This window comes from Parvibaculum sp., assembly GCF_039973015.1.
In the GTDB taxonomy this organism is placed as follows: Bacteria; Pseudomonadota; Alphaproteobacteria; order Parvibaculales; family Parvibaculaceae; genus Parvibaculum.
The window spans coordinates 597780-613784 of the sequence record NZ_JBDWLT010000010.1; the positions used below are offsets into that span (position 1 = coordinate 597780).

General features: G+C 61.9%; 15 protein-coding genes. 11 read left to right on the forward strand and 4 right to left on the reverse strand.

The features are described 5' to 3' along the window. Positions 1-30 precede the first annotated feature (30 nt). Together ABJO61_RS14090 and ABJO61_RS14095 are read right to left on the reverse strand one after the other, a co-directional pair. Positions 31-1341 (reverse strand): EAL domain-containing protein, encoded by a 1311-nt coding sequence (locus ABJO61_RS14090; RefSeq protein ID WP_348325841.1) that lies wholly within the window; start codon positions 1339-1341, stop codon positions 31-33. Positions 1342-1517: 176 nt separating this feature from the next. Next, complete coding sequence (locus ABJO61_RS14095) at positions 1518-2882, reverse strand: hypothetical protein (RefSeq protein WP_348325839.1); 1365 nt, start codon at positions 2880-2882, stop codon at positions 1518-1520. Between the two features lie 66 nt (positions 2883-2948). Here ABJO61_RS14095 and ABJO61_RS14100 point away from each other — a divergent pair, with 66 nt between their 5' ends. Together ABJO61_RS14100 and ABJO61_RS14105 are read left to right on the forward strand one after the other, a co-directional pair. Then, on the forward strand, positions 2949-3458 hold the full coding sequence (locus tag ABJO61_RS14100; protein WP_348325837.1) for a glutathione peroxidase: 510 nt from the start codon (positions 2949-2951) through the stop codon (positions 3456-3458). Then, positions 3455-3955: a DinB family protein gene (locus ABJO61_RS14105; RefSeq protein ID WP_348325835.1), complete on the forward strand. Its 501-nt coding sequence runs from the start codon at positions 3455-3457 to the stop codon at positions 3953-3955. The genes ABJO61_RS14100 and ABJO61_RS14105 overlap by 4 nt, the downstream gene beginning before the upstream one ends. 256 nt (positions 3956-4211) lie before the next feature. On the opposite strand, the gene ABJO61_RS14110 is transcribed toward ABJO61_RS14105, so the two are convergent. After that, positions 4212-4883, reverse strand: a complete 672-nt coding sequence (locus tag ABJO61_RS14110; protein ID WP_348326085.1) for an OmpA family protein — start codon at positions 4881-4883, stop codon at positions 4212-4214. A gap of 246 nt (positions 4884-5129) precedes the next feature. Between ABJO61_RS14110 and ABJO61_RS14115 the strand changes: the two genes are divergently transcribed. The 7 genes from ABJO61_RS14115 (at position 5130) to ABJO61_RS14145 (ending at position 11562) form a co-directional block, all read left to right on the forward strand. Then, complete coding sequence (locus ABJO61_RS14115) at positions 5130-5894, forward strand: SDR family oxidoreductase (protein ID WP_348325833.1); 765 nt, start codon at positions 5130-5132, stop codon at positions 5892-5894. 1 nt (position 5895) lies between these two features. Further along, a complete protein-coding gene (locus tag ABJO61_RS14120; protein WP_348325831.1) occupies positions 5896-6348 on the forward strand; it encodes a GNAT family N-acetyltransferase in 453 nt (150 codons plus the stop codon). Between the two features lie 47 nt (positions 6349-6395). Continuing rightward, positions 6396-7247 (forward strand): SDR family oxidoreductase, encoded by an 852-nt coding sequence (locus ABJO61_RS14125; RefSeq protein ID WP_348325829.1) that lies wholly within the window; start codon positions 6396-6398, stop codon positions 7245-7247. Between the two features lie 48 nt (positions 7248-7295). Next, entirely contained in the window at positions 7296-7604 is a 309-nt protein-coding gene (locus tag ABJO61_RS14130; protein WP_348325827.1) for a BrnT family toxin, read from the forward strand. Beyond that, a complete protein-coding gene (locus tag ABJO61_RS14135) occupies positions 7558-7845 on the forward strand; it encodes a BrnA antitoxin family protein (protein WP_348325825.1) in 288 nt (95 codons plus the stop codon). The genes ABJO61_RS14130 and ABJO61_RS14135 overlap by 47 nt, the downstream gene beginning before the upstream one ends. Before the next feature lie 145 nt (positions 7846-7990). Continuing rightward, positions 7991-9322, forward strand: a complete 1332-nt coding sequence (locus ABJO61_RS14140) for an alkyl sulfatase dimerization domain-containing protein (RefSeq protein WP_348325823.1) — start codon at positions 7991-7993, stop codon at positions 9320-9322. A gap of 452 nt (positions 9323-9774) precedes the next feature. Further along, positions 9775-11562: an AAA family ATPase gene (locus ABJO61_RS14145; RefSeq protein ID WP_348325821.1), complete on the forward strand. Its 1788-nt coding sequence runs from the start codon at positions 9775-9777 to the stop codon at positions 11560-11562. Positions 11563-12057: 495 nt separating this feature from the next. Here ABJO61_RS14145 and ABJO61_RS14150 read toward each other — a convergent pair whose 3' ends face one another. Next, complete coding sequence (locus tag ABJO61_RS14150; RefSeq protein ID WP_348325819.1) at positions 12058-13383, reverse strand: aspartate aminotransferase family protein; 1326 nt, start codon at positions 13381-13383, stop codon at positions 12058-12060. Positions 13384-13489: 106 nt separating this feature from the next. Here ABJO61_RS14150 and ABJO61_RS14155 point away from each other — a divergent pair, with 106 nt between their 5' ends. Then, positions 13490-14113 carry a cupin domain-containing protein gene (locus ABJO61_RS14155; RefSeq protein WP_348325817.1) on the forward strand — a complete coding sequence of 208 codons (624 nt, stop codon included), beginning with the start codon at positions 13490-13492 and terminating at the stop codon, positions 14111-14113. Between the two features lie 255 nt (positions 14114-14368). Further along, positions 14369-16003, forward strand: a complete 1635-nt coding sequence (locus ABJO61_RS14160; protein ID WP_348330591.1) for a hypothetical protein — start codon at positions 14369-14371, stop codon at positions 16001-16003. Positions 16004-16005: the final 2 nt, after the last annotated feature.

The following is a 16005-nucleotide window of genomic DNA, read 5'->3' on the forward strand; positions in this document are numbered from 1 at the left end:
AGGAAGCGAGGCCGGTTTTGCCCGGGAACGTCAATCCGCCGCGAGCGGCATTTCCGGCGCCTTCTGGGCGCTGGCGGGCTCCTCGGCCAGCACGCTTTCGCGCACCGGGCGCGGCTCGCCGAAGAGATAGCCCTGGCCGAGTTCGACATCATAGTCGAGCACGTCAACCACCTCGCGCTCATTCTCGACCTTGTCGACAATGAGCTGGATGCCGTTGCGCTTGAGCAGTTCCTTCAGGTCGGCGGCGTGAATGTCGCCCGCCATATGCGTGCCCTCAAGCATGGTCGCAGCCGAAACCTTGATGAAGCGGAAATTGCGGTCGTGCAGCGTTGCCGCGTCGAAACGCAGGTTGGTCACCTGATCCATCGAGAAGCGGAAGCCGAGTTCGGCCAGCGCTTCCAGGCTCGCGCGTTCCACAGGGCCTGCGCCGTTCACCGTCATCTGGCTGAACTCGAAAATGAGGTGCTGCGCGAGATCCGTATTGTGCTGCATGTAGTCGATGAACTGCGGGAAGAAATCCTCGTCCAGCAGCGAGAAGGCGGAGATGTTGCAGAAGACGCCGGCCTTGCTGTTGCGCTGCGCGAGCTTGCGCACCACCTGGATGCAGCGGAAAAGCAGAATATTGTCGACGGTGGGCATCATGCCCGCGGGCTCGGCCACGCGCATATAGTCGCGCGGCATGATGAGCTCGCCCTTGTCGGTGCGCAGGCGCGACAGGCCCTCATAATAAAGGGTCTTGCGCTGCGGCAGGCTCACCACCGGCTGGAGGTAGAGATCGACGCGGTTCGTTTCGAGCGAACGGCGGATCGTGTCCAGCAGTTCAGAATCGTCCATGTCCTCAAGCCGCTTTTCCGGCTTGGGCGGCGGCACATCGCTGTCGGCGAGCGCCTGTGTGCTCTCCGTCTGCGCTTCCGGCGCAGGTCCTTCCGCCGCGGCGGGCGCGGCAATCGCGTTCGAGAATTCGCGCGTTTCGGCGAGCCGCTTCACGAGGCTTTCGACCACGCGGATTTCCGAGAAGATGCGTTCCATGCGCTCGGTCGTCTCGCGCTCGAAGCGTTCTTCCAGCTCGACGATCTTGTCGGCGGCATCGTCGAGATCGCGCGAAAGCCCGGCCGCGAGGCTCGTCAGTTCCTGCAATTCCTTGCGCACGGCCTTGCGTTCGACACTGCGCGAAATCGCGGCATGGGCTTCCGCACCGAGCAGCGCGGCAATGAGCCCGCCAAGCGCGGCAAGTTTCGGGTCGAAGCCGAAGAAATGGATGAGACCATAGGCAAGCCCGATCGACGGCACCGCATAGAGCATGGTGGCGGCAAGATGCTTGAGCGGCAAAGGCATCGGCATGGCGCGGTATCCCCCGGAATCTCGCAGGCCCCCCAAAACGAGATACGGCCCACCGGAAATTCATCTGTTCTTCACCGTAAGGCGAGGCTCTTGAAAAACCGTTAACTATGTAAACCCTCACCTCCCCCTTGCGGGGAGGTCGAAAATTCGCGGAACGCGTATTTTCGGGTGGGGGCCTACTCCCTCATCCGCGCCTGCCGGGCGAGGCTTCCCCAATGCGCCGTCATGGGGCCGGAGGGGAGATATGCCGGGTTTTCGGCGATTTTCCTCACTTTTTCATACCAGCGGGTTTCGGCGGCGTCCGCCTCCCGCCAGATCTCGCGCGACAACGCGCCTGCCTCCGCCGCGCTCCCGCCCCGCCGGAGAAAGGCCTCGACCCGTTCGATGAAGCCCGCTTCCAGCCGGTCGCGCTCGGGCCCATAGGCCGCCATCCGTTCGGGATAGTTGCGCAGCACCGCCCGGTGCAGCCGCTCGTGCCGCCACCAGCGCGTACGCACATCATATGTGTCGTCCGGCGCGGGGCCGAAATCGGGCAGCCTCGCCTCCGCGAAGCCCGGCCCGAAAAAGACAGGCTTGAAGATGCCGGTATCGGGCGCCGCAGTGCCGGTCAGCCAGTGCACGCCGCGCCCGTTTCCGATCTCCCCGACCCATGAGGCGGTCGTCTGGCCGAAGCGGCGGACCGGCCCATAGGTCGCATGCGCCGAGACCGCCCCGCCCAGAATGCCGTCCGGCCGCCAGTCCGCCCGCCGCGCCGCCTGCGCGCCGTGGTCACGGAGGAAGCGCATCATGTCGGCAGGCGTGAGCCCGCCTCGCCGTGCCGCCAGCAGCGCGCTTGTCCGGCACCAGCGCTGATGCCCGCTGGCAAGTGCCGAGCGCTTCCGGTTCGCGAAGGCCCCCGCGAAGTCGAGCGCCTCGCCCGCCTCCATCAGCCCGTGATCGAGCGCCAGCGCCTCGGCGCCCTGGCTTGCCCGCTCGAAATTGCGGCCGATCGTATAGGCGTTCGAGATGCTGCGTCTGGCGGCGACCCGCTCCACCGCCCATTCGCGCCCCACCGTTTCGAGTACGAAGGCGTCTCGCGCATCCGCGATGATGAAGGCATTGTGATATTCGAAGCGGCCTTTATGGGCGCAGTTGCCGCCTTGTCCGTGTTGTTCCAGCAGCGAGGTGATGACATCGAGCGCCTCTTCCGCGCTCGCGCCGCGTTCGAGCCCGAGGCGCAACAGGTCCATGCCGATGAGCGACGGCGTGGGTGAGGGCGCGATCTTCGCATGTACCGCCTCATTGCCGATCACGACGCCATGTTCGTTCGTCCCCATCTCCGCGCCCCACATCCAGAAGGGCCGCGACAGCAGCACGGCATGGGTGCGCCGGGCCTGAGCGATCTCGATATAGGTGCAGCGGAGCCGCGCGCCCGCCTCATGTGCCGCCGCCGGGACGAACAGCGGATATTGCGCCTCGTTCGCCTCGCGGTCGGAGTTCTTGGCGAAGAGCATGGCCCCTGCCGCCGTCGTCTCTCCCCGCGCCACCAGCGTATCGCACATGGATTCGCCCCTTTTGGTCCCGTTCTCTCGCTGTCAGTCTTGTCCATGTTATAATGAGCGCCGGTGATGAGCGAGGAGACCGAGATCATGGCGAGCGACGTGACGGCCTTTGAATTCGAATTCCGCACCATTCAGGGCGAGGCGCTGCCGCTCTCGCGCTTCGAGGGAAAGCCTGTCCTCATCGTCAATACGGCGAGCCAGTGCGGCTTCACGCCCCAGTATCGCGAGCTTCAGGGCCTCTGGGAGAGATACCGCCAGCGCGGGCTTGCCGTCATCGGCGTACCGTCGAACGATTTCGGCGCGCAGGAGCCCGGCACCGAAGAAGAGATCGCCACCTTCTGCGAGGTGAATTATTCCGTCACCTTCCCAATGACCGCAAAGCAGCAGGTCGTGGGAGGCGAGGCGCATCCCTTCTATCTCTGGGTGAGCGAAGTTGCGGGCGAGGATGCGCGACCCCGCTGGAACTTCCACAAATATCTGATCGGCCCGGACGGCGCCCTCGTGAACATCTATCCGAGCAAGGTGAGCCCGCTCGACAAGGCGCTGGTCGACGAGATCGAAAGACTGCTCGGGTGAGCGGCTACGGCCCCATCGCCATCGAACTCTCGCGCTACAATCAGTGGCAGAACGAAAAACTTTACAAGCTGCTCGCCCTGCTTCCCCGCGAGGGGCTGACGCGTGATCGCGGCATGTTCTTCGGCGACATGCTGGCGACGCTCGATCACATCCTCATGGTCGACACGCATCTCTTCGGCTACATCCAGGGCATCGCGCCGCCGCCCTTCGATCCGAAGCGCCGCATCGAAACCGAGTTCGAAAATCTCCGCGCCGCGCGCATCGGTCTTGATGCACGGCTGCGCCTGTCTTGCGAAAGCGCGGAGGGAAGCTGGTTCGACGAAGCGATCGAAATGCCGTCCGGCCGCCGTCTGCCGCGCAGATTCTGGTGGGCGCAGCTTTTCAACCATGCGACCCATCATCGCTCGCAGGTGACCTCCGAGCTCACCCATATGGGCCTCGACTACGGCAGCACCGACCTGCCCTATAACCCGCTGACGCAGTTCCCCGCGCCTTAGGGGTTGGGTTCGCGATCGAAGCAATGCCTCTCTTCCCACCCGCCCCTGGGGGCGGGTCGACAAAATTCGAGCGGCAGCGAGAATTTTTCGGGGCGGGGGACGCGGAAGCGAAACCTTCCCCGCCCCGAAATTTGTTTTGCTGGCGCTTCACAAATTTCGACCCTCCCCGAAGGGGAGGGTGGGAGGATATGCCTCCTCAAAACCGAAAAGGCCCGGCGCTTCCACCGGGCCTTCCGTATCGGGATGAAAGCTGAAATCAGCTCGTCGTCAGCGGCGACAGGCGGATTTCCACGCGGCGGTTCTGCTCGCGGCCGGCTGCCGTGTCGTTGGTCGCGATGGGCTGGCTCTCGCCCGCGCCGACAATGTAGAAGCGGCGCGAGTCCAGGCCCTGGCCGATCAGATAGCTCGAAACGCTCTGCGCGCGCTTCTGCGACAGTTCGAGATTATACTGGTCCGAACCCGTCGAATCCGTGTGGCCCGTCACGTCGATCAGCGTCTGGTTATATTCCTCCAGCACGATCGCGACCGAGTTCAGCACGTCGTAAAAACGTGCATTGATGTCGGAGGAGTCGGTGGCGAAGGTGACATTGCCCGGCATGTTGAGAATGATGTCGTTGCCGACACGCGTCACGCTGACGCCCGACGAACGCAGCCTCTGCGCCAGTTCGGCTTCCTGCTTGTCCATGTAATAGCCGATGCCGCCGCCCGCGAGCGCGCCCACGCCTGCGGCGATCATCGCGCGCTGCCGCCGGTCGGTCGAGTCGCCGCCGCCGATCAGCGCACCGCCAAGGGCACCGATCAGGGCGCCGCCAAGCGCGCCATAGGTGGCCTTGCTGGTTTTCTGCTCCCCGGTATAGGCGTCCTGCGTCTGGCATGCCGCAAGCCCGAAGCTCGCGCAAATCGCCAGCACCGCAAATTTCTTCATCAGCATTTTATTCTCCGCTTGATGTTGCCCGGGAGTTGAAAACGCAGACGGGGCCGAGAGAGTTCCCGTCTGTGGTTTCAGCGCCCGATGGTGTAAGAAGACCCCATACCCCGCTGGTCCATGCCCAGCCTATCAAAGGCAGCGCCCGGCGAGAACAGATTTGACGGCGGAAAACGCGCAATTCGGCCAGTAAGGCCGAAATGATAAGGCCGAAATGATAAGGCCGAAATGAAAAGAGGGAGGTGCGTCATGGGTTTGTTTGATCTCACAGGAAAAGTGGCCATCGTCACCGGCTCCACGAAGGGCATCGGTGAGGCGATCGTCCACCGTATGGCCGAACACGGAGCAAAAGTCGTCGTGTCGAGCCGCAAGGGCGATGCCTGCGACAAGGTGGCCGGCGAAATCAATGCGAAGTATGCGGACAGCGCCATTGCCGTCCCCTGCAACATTTCCGACAAGGGCGATCTCGAACGCCTCGTCGACACGACGATGAAGAAATGGGGCCGCGTCGACAGCCTCGTCTGCAATGCCGCCGTGAACCCTTATTTCGGTCCCTCGAAGGATCTGCCGGACGACGCCTTCGACAAGATCATGTCGGCCAACATCAAGTCGAACCATTGGCTCGCGCATATGGTGTTGCCGCAGATGGTCGAGCGCAAGGACGGTTCGATCACCATCATCTCCTCCATTGGCGGCTTGCGCGGTTCGCCCATTCTCGGCGCCTATTGCGTGTCCAAGGCCGCCGACATGCAGCTCGCGCGCAATCTCGCGGTCGAATACGGCCCCTCGAATATCCGCGTGAACTGCATCGCCCCGGGCCTCATCAAGACCTATTTCGCCAAGGCGCTCTGGGACAATCCCGACATCCTGGAACGCTCCACGGCGGGCGCGCCCCTGAAGCGCATCGGCATGCCCGACGAGATCGCGGGCGCGGCGGTCTTCCTCGCGAGCCCCGCCGGCGCCTTCATGACCGGCCAGACCATGGTCATCGACGGCGGCGCGACCTCCGCCTGATATGAAGAGCGGCCCGCTCACCATCCGTTCCTTCGAGCCACGCGACCGCGCGGCATGGGACGAAATGTGGGCGGGCTATCTCGCTTTCTATGAGACGGCACTCGCGCCGGAAGTGAGCGAGGACACCTGGGCCCGCTTCGTGAACGCCGCCCCCGGCCATGTGGGCCTGATCGCGGAAGGGGCGGATGGCCCGCTCGGCTTTGCCCATGCGATCCTTCACCCCGGCACATGGAGCCCCCGGCCGGTCTGCTATCTCGAAGACCTCTATGTGAACGAGGCGGCGCGCGGCCGCGGCGCAGGCCGCGCATTGATCGAGGCACTGGCTGAAAAAGGCCGGGCCGAAGGCTGGCTCCGCCTCTACTGGCAGACCGCGCGCACCAACAACACCGCGCAGTTTCTTTACGACAAGCTCGCCCGGCGAACGGACTGGCTGCGTTACGAGCTTGACCTCTGAGCACGAATGACCATTTGTTCTTCTTGGGTCATCGGGGAGAAGCAATCATGAAATCTGTCGTCGTCACGGGCGTATCCACCGGCATCGGACATGCCGCAGCCAGGGTGCTTGCGGACAAGGGCTTTCACGTCTTCGGTTCCGTCCGCAAGGAAGCGGATGCAGAGCGCCTGAAAAAGGAGCTCGGCGGCAAGTTCACCCCGCTCATTTTCGACGTGACGGACGAAGCCGCCGTGCGGCGCGGCGCGGAAACGGTCCGCGCGGCGCTCAAGGGCGAGACGCTGGCCGGCCTCGTCAATAATGCGGGCATTGCCGTTTCCGGCCCGCTCATCGAGGTGGACCCGGATGACTTCCGCAAGCAGATGGATGTGAACGTCACGGGCCCCTTTCTCGTCACGCAGGCCTTTGCGCCGCTGCTTGGTGCGGATAGCACGCTGAAAGGCACGCCCGGCCGCATCGTCAACATTTCCTCCGTGGGCGGCATTCGCGCCATGCCCTTCATCGGCCCCTACGCAGCCTCGAAATTCGCCATTGAAGGTTTCTCCGAGGCGCTCCGCCGTGAACTCATGCTGTTTGAAATTCCCGTCATCGTCATCGGCCCCGGCCCCGTGAAGACGGCGATCTGGGACAAGGCAGAAGAGATCGACATCGCGCGCTATTCGAACTCGCCCTATCTGCCGATCCTCGAAAAATTCCAGAAAGTCTTCATCCAGCAGGGGCGCGAGGGCTATCCGGCCGAGCGTCTGGGGCGTCTCATCCACAAGGCGCTGACGGTGCCGAACCCCAAGATCCGCTATTCGGCCGTGAAGGGCCGCCTCGCCGAAAAGCTGATGATGGCGCTCGCCCCGAAGACCATGCTCGACAAGATGATCGCCAACATGCTGGGGCTGAAGAAGCCGTAGGCGTGCCTGACGCCTCAAGAGCCGCCATATTGACAATTATACGTACAAATGACAATATTTGGCTACGAATGGGACGAACGGAAGAACCGCGCCAATCTTGAGAAGCATGGTCTTTCCTTTGATCTGGCGGTCGAGATTTTCACGGAGCCCGTTCTCGTCGCCGAAGACTCCCGCCGCTACGAAACGGCGCATGGGGTCGAGCGGCGCTTCATCGCCGTCGGCGAAATCGACGGCATTGTTGTGATCGTCGTCGTCTACACATGGCGCGGCGAGAAAAGACGGATCGTCTCGGCACGAAAGGCCAACAGGAATGAGCGCAAAGCCTACAAGGAGTGGCGCGAAGCCCAAGCGGGATGAAGAGCTTGCGCGGCTGAAAGCGAAGCTGGACAGGGAGATCGATTATTCCGACATTCCCGAACTCGGGCCCGACTTCTTCCGCGCCGCGAAAATGTTGATGCCGGAAGCCGCCCAGCCCGTCACCATGCGCCTCGACCGCTCGGTGATCGAGTTCTTCAAGAAGCAGGGTCCAGGCTATCAGAGCCGTATCAATGCCGTTTTGCGGGCCTATGTGGAAACTGTCGGCAAGGCGGAGAAGTAGGTGCTTTTTCGCCGTCAGGCACGGTGCCGCCGATAATTCCGCCCCACGGAATTCCTTTCAAGCATTGTAGACAATCTCTCTCCCGCGAGTACGCTTCGGCGCAAATCGCTCGCGCCCGTTTCCGGGGGCAAAAAGGGAGAGAAACATGGCCGACCTTCTCGCGACCGCCGCGCGCTTCATCGACAACGACATCTATGAAGGCGCGGGGCTGGTCAACCGCCCGACGACCGAGCTGTCGGAGGTCGCCGATGGCGTCGCCCTCATCGAGGCCTTCTCCCATGTCGTCGCCTTCCGCACCGGTGACGGCCTCGTCCTCTTCGATACGAGCCTGGAAGCCTTCGCAGGCGGCGTGATGAAGTCGCTCCGCAAATGGTCCGACGAACCCGTCGCCCATATCTGCTACACGCATGGCCATGCGGACCATGTCGGCGGCACCGGCGCCATTCTCTGCGAGGCTTGCGAGAAGGGCCACCCGCGCCCGCGCATCACCGGCCATGAAAATGTGAGCCCGCGCTTCCGCCGCTACGAGCAGACCAACGGCTACAACTTCACCATCAATGCGCGCCAGTTTGCGCCCGCCACCGAACTGCGCATGGGGGGCGGCGCGGATAACAGCGGCGGCAAGCCGCCGGTCCGCCGCTTCGGTCCCGATCCCTGGGTCGATCCCGATGTCACCTTCCGCGACGCGATGGAGTTCCGCGCGGGCGATCTCCGCTTCGATCTGCGCCATGCCATCGGCGAGACGGATGATCATCTCTGGGCCTGGGTGCCGGAGCACAAGGCGATCTGCTCGGGCGATTTCGTCACCTGGGTTTTTCCCAATGCAGGCAACCCGCAAAAGGTGCAGCGCTACCCGCTCGAATGGGCGAAGGCGCTGCGCGAAATGGCGGCGAAGGAGCCCGAGCTTCTGCTTCCCGCGCATGGTCTTCCCATCGCCGGCAAGGCGCGCATTGCGGGCGTCCTCGATACCATCGCCTCCGCGCTCGAATTCCTCGTCTCCCGCTCGCTCGACATGATGAATGACGGCGCACGCCTCGACGATCTGATCCATGGCGTGAAGCTGCCCGCGCATTTCATGGACAAGCCTTACCTCAAGCCCGTCTATGACGAGCCGGAATTCATCATCCACAATATCTGGCGCCTCTATGGCGGCTGGTATGACGGCAATCCGTCGCGCCTCAAGCCCGCGCCCGATGCCGCCGTCGCCGCCGAGATCGCGCATCTCGCGGGCGGCGTCGCAAAGCTTTGCGCCCGCGCGGAAACCCTCGCCGCCACCGGCAAGGAAGAGGATATGCGTCTTGCCTGTCATCTGGTCGAAGCCGCGACGCTCGCCGAGCCGGAAAACCGCGATGCGCATATGGCCCGCGCCAATGTCTATGGCGCGCGCCGCAAGACCGAACTCTCGCTTATGTCGAAAGGCGTCTTCGGCTGGGCCGAGCGCGAAAGCGCGCACAAGGCGGGCAAGAACGACGTGTAGCGCCCGGTACCGCCCGCATTCACACCTCCGCCTCGCGGGGAGGTCGAAAATCCTGGGGATTTTCGGGTGGGGGGCTTCTTCCGCTCTCGGCACCCGGCAAAAGCCTCTCGACCGAAGTAACCCGGAACAAAAAACCTCCCGGCCGAAGCCGGGAGGTTGAAATGTGCGGACCCGTTCGAGGGGGAGGGGGGAGGAAGCGGGCCCGCCTTAGAGGGAACAATACTCAGATAGGGTCGCCCTCCGCCGCCTCCAAGGGCTTCCCCCTGCGGCGGGACGTCGCGGGAAGCGAAGCGGGCGGCGGACAAGCCGCACCGCGCGCCGCAAGGCGGCATCCGAGCGGAAAAGGGAGACACGCTCTTTCCTGCTTGGTGCGTTTGCCGAGCGGGAGCGAAGGTTCACGCGGAATGCAAGAGCCATTCCTCTGCTAAGATGCGTTGTAGGGGAGATTCGCGATGGAAAACGTCGATCAATTCACTCGAGTTGAATTCAAAAACTTCAAAGCTTTCAAAGCATTTGCGATAGATTTAAGACATTTCAACATACTCGTTGGCCCTAATAACGCAGGCAAATCGACGATCCTTGCCGCCTTTCGCATACTGGCTTCAGGAATGAGGCGTGCGAGGGCGCGCAAGCCCACTTTTGTGCGTGGGCCTCTGGGCGCCGTGCGTGGATACGAAGTTGATCTTTCCTCAATCTCGGTAGCGGAAGAGAACATTTTCTACAACTATGACGACTCTGAGTCCGCCCATGTGGTCTTCAAGCTATCTAATCGCAACACGTTGACGCTTTACTTCCCGGAGCAGGGCGTCTGCTATCTGTTGCCGGAAACCAAATCTCGCCCCGTCACTACTCCGAGCGGATTTCGCGCTCAGTTTAACTGCCAAATAGGTTTTGTTCCGATACTCGGTCCCGTAGAGCATCATGAGCAACTCTACGAAGAAGAGGCTGCGCGACTTGCCCTATTTAACTATCGGGCGGCAAGAAACTTTCGGAATATCTGGTACCACCGACCAGAAAAGTTTGAGGATTTCAGAGAGGCGCTTCGTCAGACCTGGCCCGGCATGGATATTTTGCCGCCAGAAGTTGACACAAGTCACAGCAAGCCACGTTTACATATGTACTGCCCAGAGCAACGTGTGCTGAGAGAACTCTTCTGGGCAGGGTTCGGCTTTCAGGTTTGGTGTCAGATGCTCACGCATCTAATCCAATCCCGAGATGTGTCGATGTTTCTAATCGATGAGCCGGACATCTATCTTCATTCAGATTTGCAGAGGCAGCTTCTCGGATTGCTCCGAAACCTAGGCCCGGATGTTTTGTTGGCAACTCACTCCACGGAAATTATCTCCGAGGCCGAAGCGGATGACATTTTGCTGGTTAACAAAGTACGGCGCAGCGCGAAAAGAATTCAAGACCCATCTCAGCTCACCGAAGTTTTTAGCGCCTTGGGCTCAAACATGAACCCCATCCTGACTCAACTGGCGAAGACACGCCGTGCTGTGTTTGTGGAAGGGAAAGACTTTCAGATACTGGGAAAGTTTGCCAGAAAATTGGGGGAGGACGGCGTGGGTTCGCGTCGAGATTTCGCGGTAGTGCCTGTCGAGGGGTTTAATCCTGAGAGAGTGCGCATCCTGAAGTCGGGTATGGAAACCACGCTCGGAGCAAAGATTCTCTCAGCCATTGTTCTCGATAGAGACTACAGGTGTGAAGAAGAGTGCCGAGAGATAGTGACCCAATGTAAGAAATTTTGTGATTATGCTGTGGTTCATAGTTGCAAGGAGATTGAGAATTTTCTTCTGGTGCCGACCGCGATTGATCGCGCTCTATCGTATCGAGTGGGCGACAAAGTTAGACGTACTGGCGTTGCGGCTGAATTTGAGCCGTGCACGGAAGGTGTGCTCGAAGAGTTTTCAGTTTTGAAAAAAAACTACATTCAATCGCAATTGATTGCAGAGCGCCGACGGTATGGAAGGGAATCTGGGACCACTTTGCATGAATCGCAGTTGACGGAGTCAACTCTAGAGGCATTCGAACGTGATTGGTCGAATCCGAGCAAGAAACTGAATCTTATTCCCGGTAAAGATGCTATCGGCTTTATAAATAGGAGTGCGCAGGCTTCGCATGGTGTGAGCGTGACGGCTACGGCAATAGTCGACGCAATGAAGATGGAAGAACTTCCGAAGAACATGCGCGATTTGATAGGTATGTTGGCGGAGTTTTCGTCCGCAAAGCCAAATACCTGAATCGCAGCATTCAGGGATGTGTGATCTTCCGCCTCACATAACTCCCTTCGTGAATCTCGCGGTCGGCGGCAAGAAGTGAAGACTCTTCATCTGGACAATTCACAACATATTAAACGCGCGGGGGTAACTGCGCCCTTTATGACGTTTCAGTGACGTTCGTGTGACGGTGGGCGTGAGTTATGCCCGGTAGCTTGCGAGCTGTGCATGATCGCGGAAGCTGTAATGCGGGGACAATGTGCCGCCATTTTGTCCCCGAACGGGGGCGGGGGTAAAGCGGATGGCGTCTCCCGGTTGGCTCGTCCCGCTCGGGAAACCGGGTCGGGGAAGCGCGCACCCTGAACGCGGGGATAAACCGCAATCGGGGATAACCGCGCCGTTTACGACGTTTCAGTGACGTTCGTGTGACGGTGGGCGCGAGTTATGCCCGCTACGCAAAAGGAAGCGGGGACAAGTTGCCCTGTCCCCGCCTGATTTTATCCGTATAAGGAATGCTTCTCACGACACCTTGTCGAGCGTCCGGCGGAACTTGTCGAAGGCCTCGTCGATATGCTTTTCCTCCGCGATGAGCGGCGGCGAGAAAGCGATGGTGTCGCCCGACACGCGGACCATCATGTTCTCCTCGTGGAAGGCGATGCGCATCGCGTCGAAGCCGCGCTTGCCGGGCAGTCCCTCGACGGGCGCGAGGTCGAAGGCGGCCACGAAACCGATGGTGCGGATGTCCTGCACGAGGCCGTGATCCTTGAGGCCCATCGCGGCCTCCGCCATGACGGGCTCCATCTTTTTCGAGCGCTCGAACAGCCCCTCGTCGCGGTAGAGGTCGAGCGTCGCGAGGCCCGCAGCGGCGGCAAGCGGATGGCCCGAATAAGTGTAGCCGTGGAAGAGGTCGATCATGTGGTCCGGGCCTGTCTGGTAGGCCTCGTAGATATGCTTGCGCACCACGCAGCCGCCCATCGGCACGGTGCCCGACGTGACGCCCTTCGCAAAAGTCATGATGTCTGGCGTGACGCCGAAGCGTTCCGCTGCCGTCGCGTGGCCAAGCCGTCCGAAGCCTGTGATGACTTCATCGAAAATCAAAAGGATGCCGTGCTTGTCGCAAAGTTCGCGCAGCCGCTTGAGATATCCCTTCGGCGGCGGAAGGACGCCCGTCGAGCCGGCCATCGGTTCCACGATGACGGCCGCGATGGTCGAGGCATCGTGAAGCTCGACCATGCGCTGCAATTCGTCGGCGAGATGCGCACCCCATTCGGGCTCGCCCACGGTGAAGGCCTGCTCGGCACGGTTATAGGTATGCGGCAGGTGGTCCGTGCCCGAGAGCAGCGGGCCGTAGAACTTGCGGTTCGCGACCATGCCGCCGACCGAGATGCCGCCGAAGCCGACGCCGTGATAGCCGCGCTCGCGGCCGATGAGGCGCGTGCGTGTGCCCTCGCCATTCGCACGGTGATAGGCGATCGCCATCTTGAGCGCGCTGTCGGCGGCTTCCGAGCCTGAATTGCAGAAGAACACATGATCGAGGTCGCCGGGTGCCATTTCCGCGATGCGGCTCGCAAGTTCGAAGACCTTGGGATGACCGAACTGGAAGGAGGGGGCGAAATCGAGTTCGCCCGCCTGCGCCTGGATCGCCTTCACGATGGGCTCGCGGCAATGGCCCGCATTGGAGCACCACAGCCCTGCCGTTGCGTCGAGCACCGCCGTCCCGTCCGGCTTGTAATAATACATGTCCTTCGCGCGCGAAACGATGCGCGGCTCGCGTTTGAACTGACGGTTCGGCGTGAAGGGCAGCCAGAAGGATTCGAGATCGTTCGGCATCGCGTCGGCACTCATGGGCAAGGTCTCCGTTTAATAATTTCTGCGATTGAAAGTCCGCGACGTCCTGAAAGCAAGCATTCTCCTGCGTGACTCTGTCATAAGTGTTTAGTATCTTGGACAAATGGCAGGGGACTTGAGACGCGCGCACAGCACCGCGCCCGTTACCGAAGGCTTGGACAAGGCCGATGGTGACGAGGCAAATCCCGATATTGGCGCGCGGCTGCGCGAGTTGCGCAAGATGCACGGCTTTTCCCAGCGCGAGCTGGCGAAGCGCGCGGGGGTGACCAACGGCACTATTTCGCTGATCGAGCAGAACCGTATCAGCCCCTCCATCGGCTCGCTCAAGAAGGTGCTGGACGGCTTCCCGATCTCGATAGCCGACTTTCTGACGCTGGATCTCAAGCCGCGTTCGAGGGTCTTCTACGAGGCGAAGCAACTGCGCGAAATCGCCGGTGGCGACGTCTCCTTCCGCCTCGTCGGTCGCGACACGAAGGGCCGTGCCATCCAGATGATGCACGAACGCTATGCGCCAGGCGCCGATACGGGCGACGAGATGCTCTCCCATGCAGGCGAGGAATGCGGCATTGTCATCTCCGGCGTCCTGGAGCTCACCGTCGGCGGCGAAGTCCGGCGTCTCGTCCCCGGCGATGCCTATTATTTTGACTCGCGCCTTCCCCACCGTTTCGGAAATCCCGGCACCATCGATTGCGTGATCGTTTCCGCCTGTACGCCACCGAGCTTCTGAGCCGGGGGATAATTTCCGTAATCGTTCCACGGAAATCTATCCGTATACAGATGAAGTTCCGTTTTATGGCATGTGTGTGTCGCCGGTGTCTGGAAAATGCGGAAAAACGAGGTGTAACGGGCTGTTGCGCCGGGTTTTTCATTTCCCGTTGACCGTGCTCGACAGTAGAGTGATGGCGGTACCGGGGCAGCGGGCGGAACTTCTGCGACATAAACCGGACCAACCCGAAAATTAGACGATGCTGAGGATCGCGTCATGGCGAACCCCAAGCGGCGTTTGCGCGCCGCCGCCGGCTACTATGCGCTTGTCTGCGGGCTGCTCTCATGGGCGCTCGCCGCGCCTGCGCGCGCCGGTTTCGAGGGGTCTCCGGATGCGGCAATTTTCTCCGATCACGTCGCGGTGCTGGATGCGCATGAGAAGCTTCTGAACGGCGCTCCCACGAGCCGCCCGAAGCCGCCGCCCGTCTCTTCCTTCTTCACGACGGAGCGCCCTGCATCGCTGCCGCCGCTTCCTGACCTCCATGAAATAGACGGATTGACGGTTGCCGCCCTCGCGATGAGGGCGGATTGCCCGCGCTGCCAGCCGGGGCCTGCGGCAGCGAGCCTCGGTCTGCCCGTCGGCCTGTTCGAGGAAGCCCGTCTTCGCGCGCTGAAAGAGGGGTGGCGCGCTGGTTACGATGTTATGCGGCCTGCGGTGGCCCGCGCCGAGCCGCCCGGCGTAAAAAGCGCTCCCGCGCGCCGCGCTTATGCGCTGCGCTACATCCGTCGCATCGTGCATGGCTGGCAGGTCGCCGCCGTTCATACATTGAGTGCCGCACGGAAAATCACCGCCGAGCAGGCGGTGCGCTACCTCGCCGTGTTGAACCGGACGATGCCGCCGCCAGGCGGCGCCCCGGAGGCGCCGCAGCGCATCCGCACGGGCTGGGTTTCGGACGGTGAAATGGATGCGCTGGACCGGCGATACGCCCCGAAGCGAAAGCAGGCTCGCCTCGCGGACGAGGACCGCCGCCGGATCGCCGAACGCTTTGCGCTGCCGGAAACCGCGCCGGAGCGCGATGCCGAGGCCGTGGAAGGAAGCGACAACGTCATTCCCTTCGCCCGTATCGCGACGGGCTATGCCGAAAGAATGCTGCTCGACGAAACGCAGCCGCTCCTTCCCGACGATATGCAGGTCTGGAGCGATACGAGCGGAGCGTGGACGCTCAATGGTGCGAAACACCGGCTCGTCGTGTCGGGCGGCGCGGCTTGGCCGCTCGCTGAAACGACGAAGATCGGCGCCGCCATGAGCTGGGGCCGCTCCTGGCGCGACACCTCGACGGTCTGGAATGCGGAATCGCTCTATGTCTCGCCCTTCGTAACCCAGGGCCTGACGGAACATCTGAGCCTGCGCGCCTATGCGGGCGCGGGCACGCGGACGGACCATGTGGACGCTGCCTTGTGGAGCGCGACCTATAGCGGCACGAGCCTTCACTCGGGCGCGAGCCTGGAGGGCGCATGGACGTTTGGCGCATTGCAGTTCAAGCCTGCCGGCGAGATCAGCCTCAACCGGATCGAGCTTTATTCTTCGTCCGCTTTTGGCGAGGCGCGGTCGCGCGGCCGCGCAACCTGGCGCAACGGGTTTGTCTACGAGGCTGTGGATACCGGCTTCTTTTCGACGGTGCGGCCTTACGCGAATGTCGAGACGCACTGGACCTTCGACCGCAGCGAGCGGGAGGCGCCGGGCGCGGCCGCGAAGATCGATGATGAAATCACGGGCGACGTCGAGACCGGCATCTTTCTGAAGGCAATGGACGAACTGCTCGACATGAAGATGGTGACGGGCATCGCCGGTCTCGGGGTGGCGGGCACGCCGGATTACACGCTCACCGGAAAGATCAGCCTGTCGTTCTGACC

Excerpts from the sequence above, each read along its gene's own strand:
- ABJO61_RS14125 (WP_348325829.1), top strand. The coding sequence starts at position 6,396 with ATGAAATCTGTCGTCGTCACGGGCGTATCCACCGGCATCGGACATGCC.
- ABJO61_RS14120 (WP_348325831.1), top strand. The coding sequence starts at position 5,896 with ATGAAGAGCGGCCCGCTCACCATCCGTTCCTTCGAGCCACGCGACCGC.
- ABJO61_RS14155 (WP_348325817.1), top strand. The coding sequence starts at position 13,490 with ATGGCAGGGGACTTGAGACGCGCGCACAGCACCGCGCCCGTTACCGAA.
- ABJO61_RS14095 (WP_348325839.1), bottom strand. The coding sequence starts at position 2,882 with ATGTGCGATACGCTGGTGGCGCGGGGAGAGACGACGGCGGCAGGGGCC.
- ABJO61_RS14090 (WP_348325841.1), bottom strand. The coding sequence starts at position 1,341 with ATGCCGATGCCTTTGCCGCTCAAGCATCTTGCCGCCACCATGCTCTAT.
- ABJO61_RS14150 (WP_348325819.1), bottom strand. The coding sequence starts at position 13,383 with ATGAGTGCCGACGCGATGCCGAACGATCTCGAATCCTTCTGGCTGCCC.
- ABJO61_RS14115 (WP_348325833.1), top strand. The coding sequence starts at position 5,130 with ATGGGTTTGTTTGATCTCACAGGAAAAGTGGCCATCGTCACCGGCTCC.
- ABJO61_RS14135 (WP_348325825.1), top strand. The coding sequence starts at position 7,558 with ATGAGCGCAAAGCCTACAAGGAGTGGCGCGAAGCCCAAGCGGGATGAA.
- ABJO61_RS14160 (WP_348330591.1), top strand. The coding sequence starts at position 14,369 with ATGGCGAACCCCAAGCGGCGTTTGCGCGCCGCCGCCGGCTACTATGCG.
- ABJO61_RS14140 (WP_348325823.1), top strand. The coding sequence starts at position 7,991 with ATGGCCGACCTTCTCGCGACCGCCGCGCGCTTCATCGACAACGACATC.
- ABJO61_RS14100 (WP_348325837.1), top strand. The coding sequence starts at position 2,949 with ATGAGCGAGGAGACCGAGATCATGGCGAGCGACGTGACGGCCTTTGAA.
- ABJO61_RS14145 (WP_348325821.1), top strand. The coding sequence starts at position 9,775 with ATGGAAAACGTCGATCAATTCACTCGAGTTGAATTCAAAAACTTCAAA.
- ABJO61_RS14130 (WP_348325827.1), top strand. The coding sequence starts at position 7,296 with ATGACAATATTTGGCTACGAATGGGACGAACGGAAGAACCGCGCCAAT.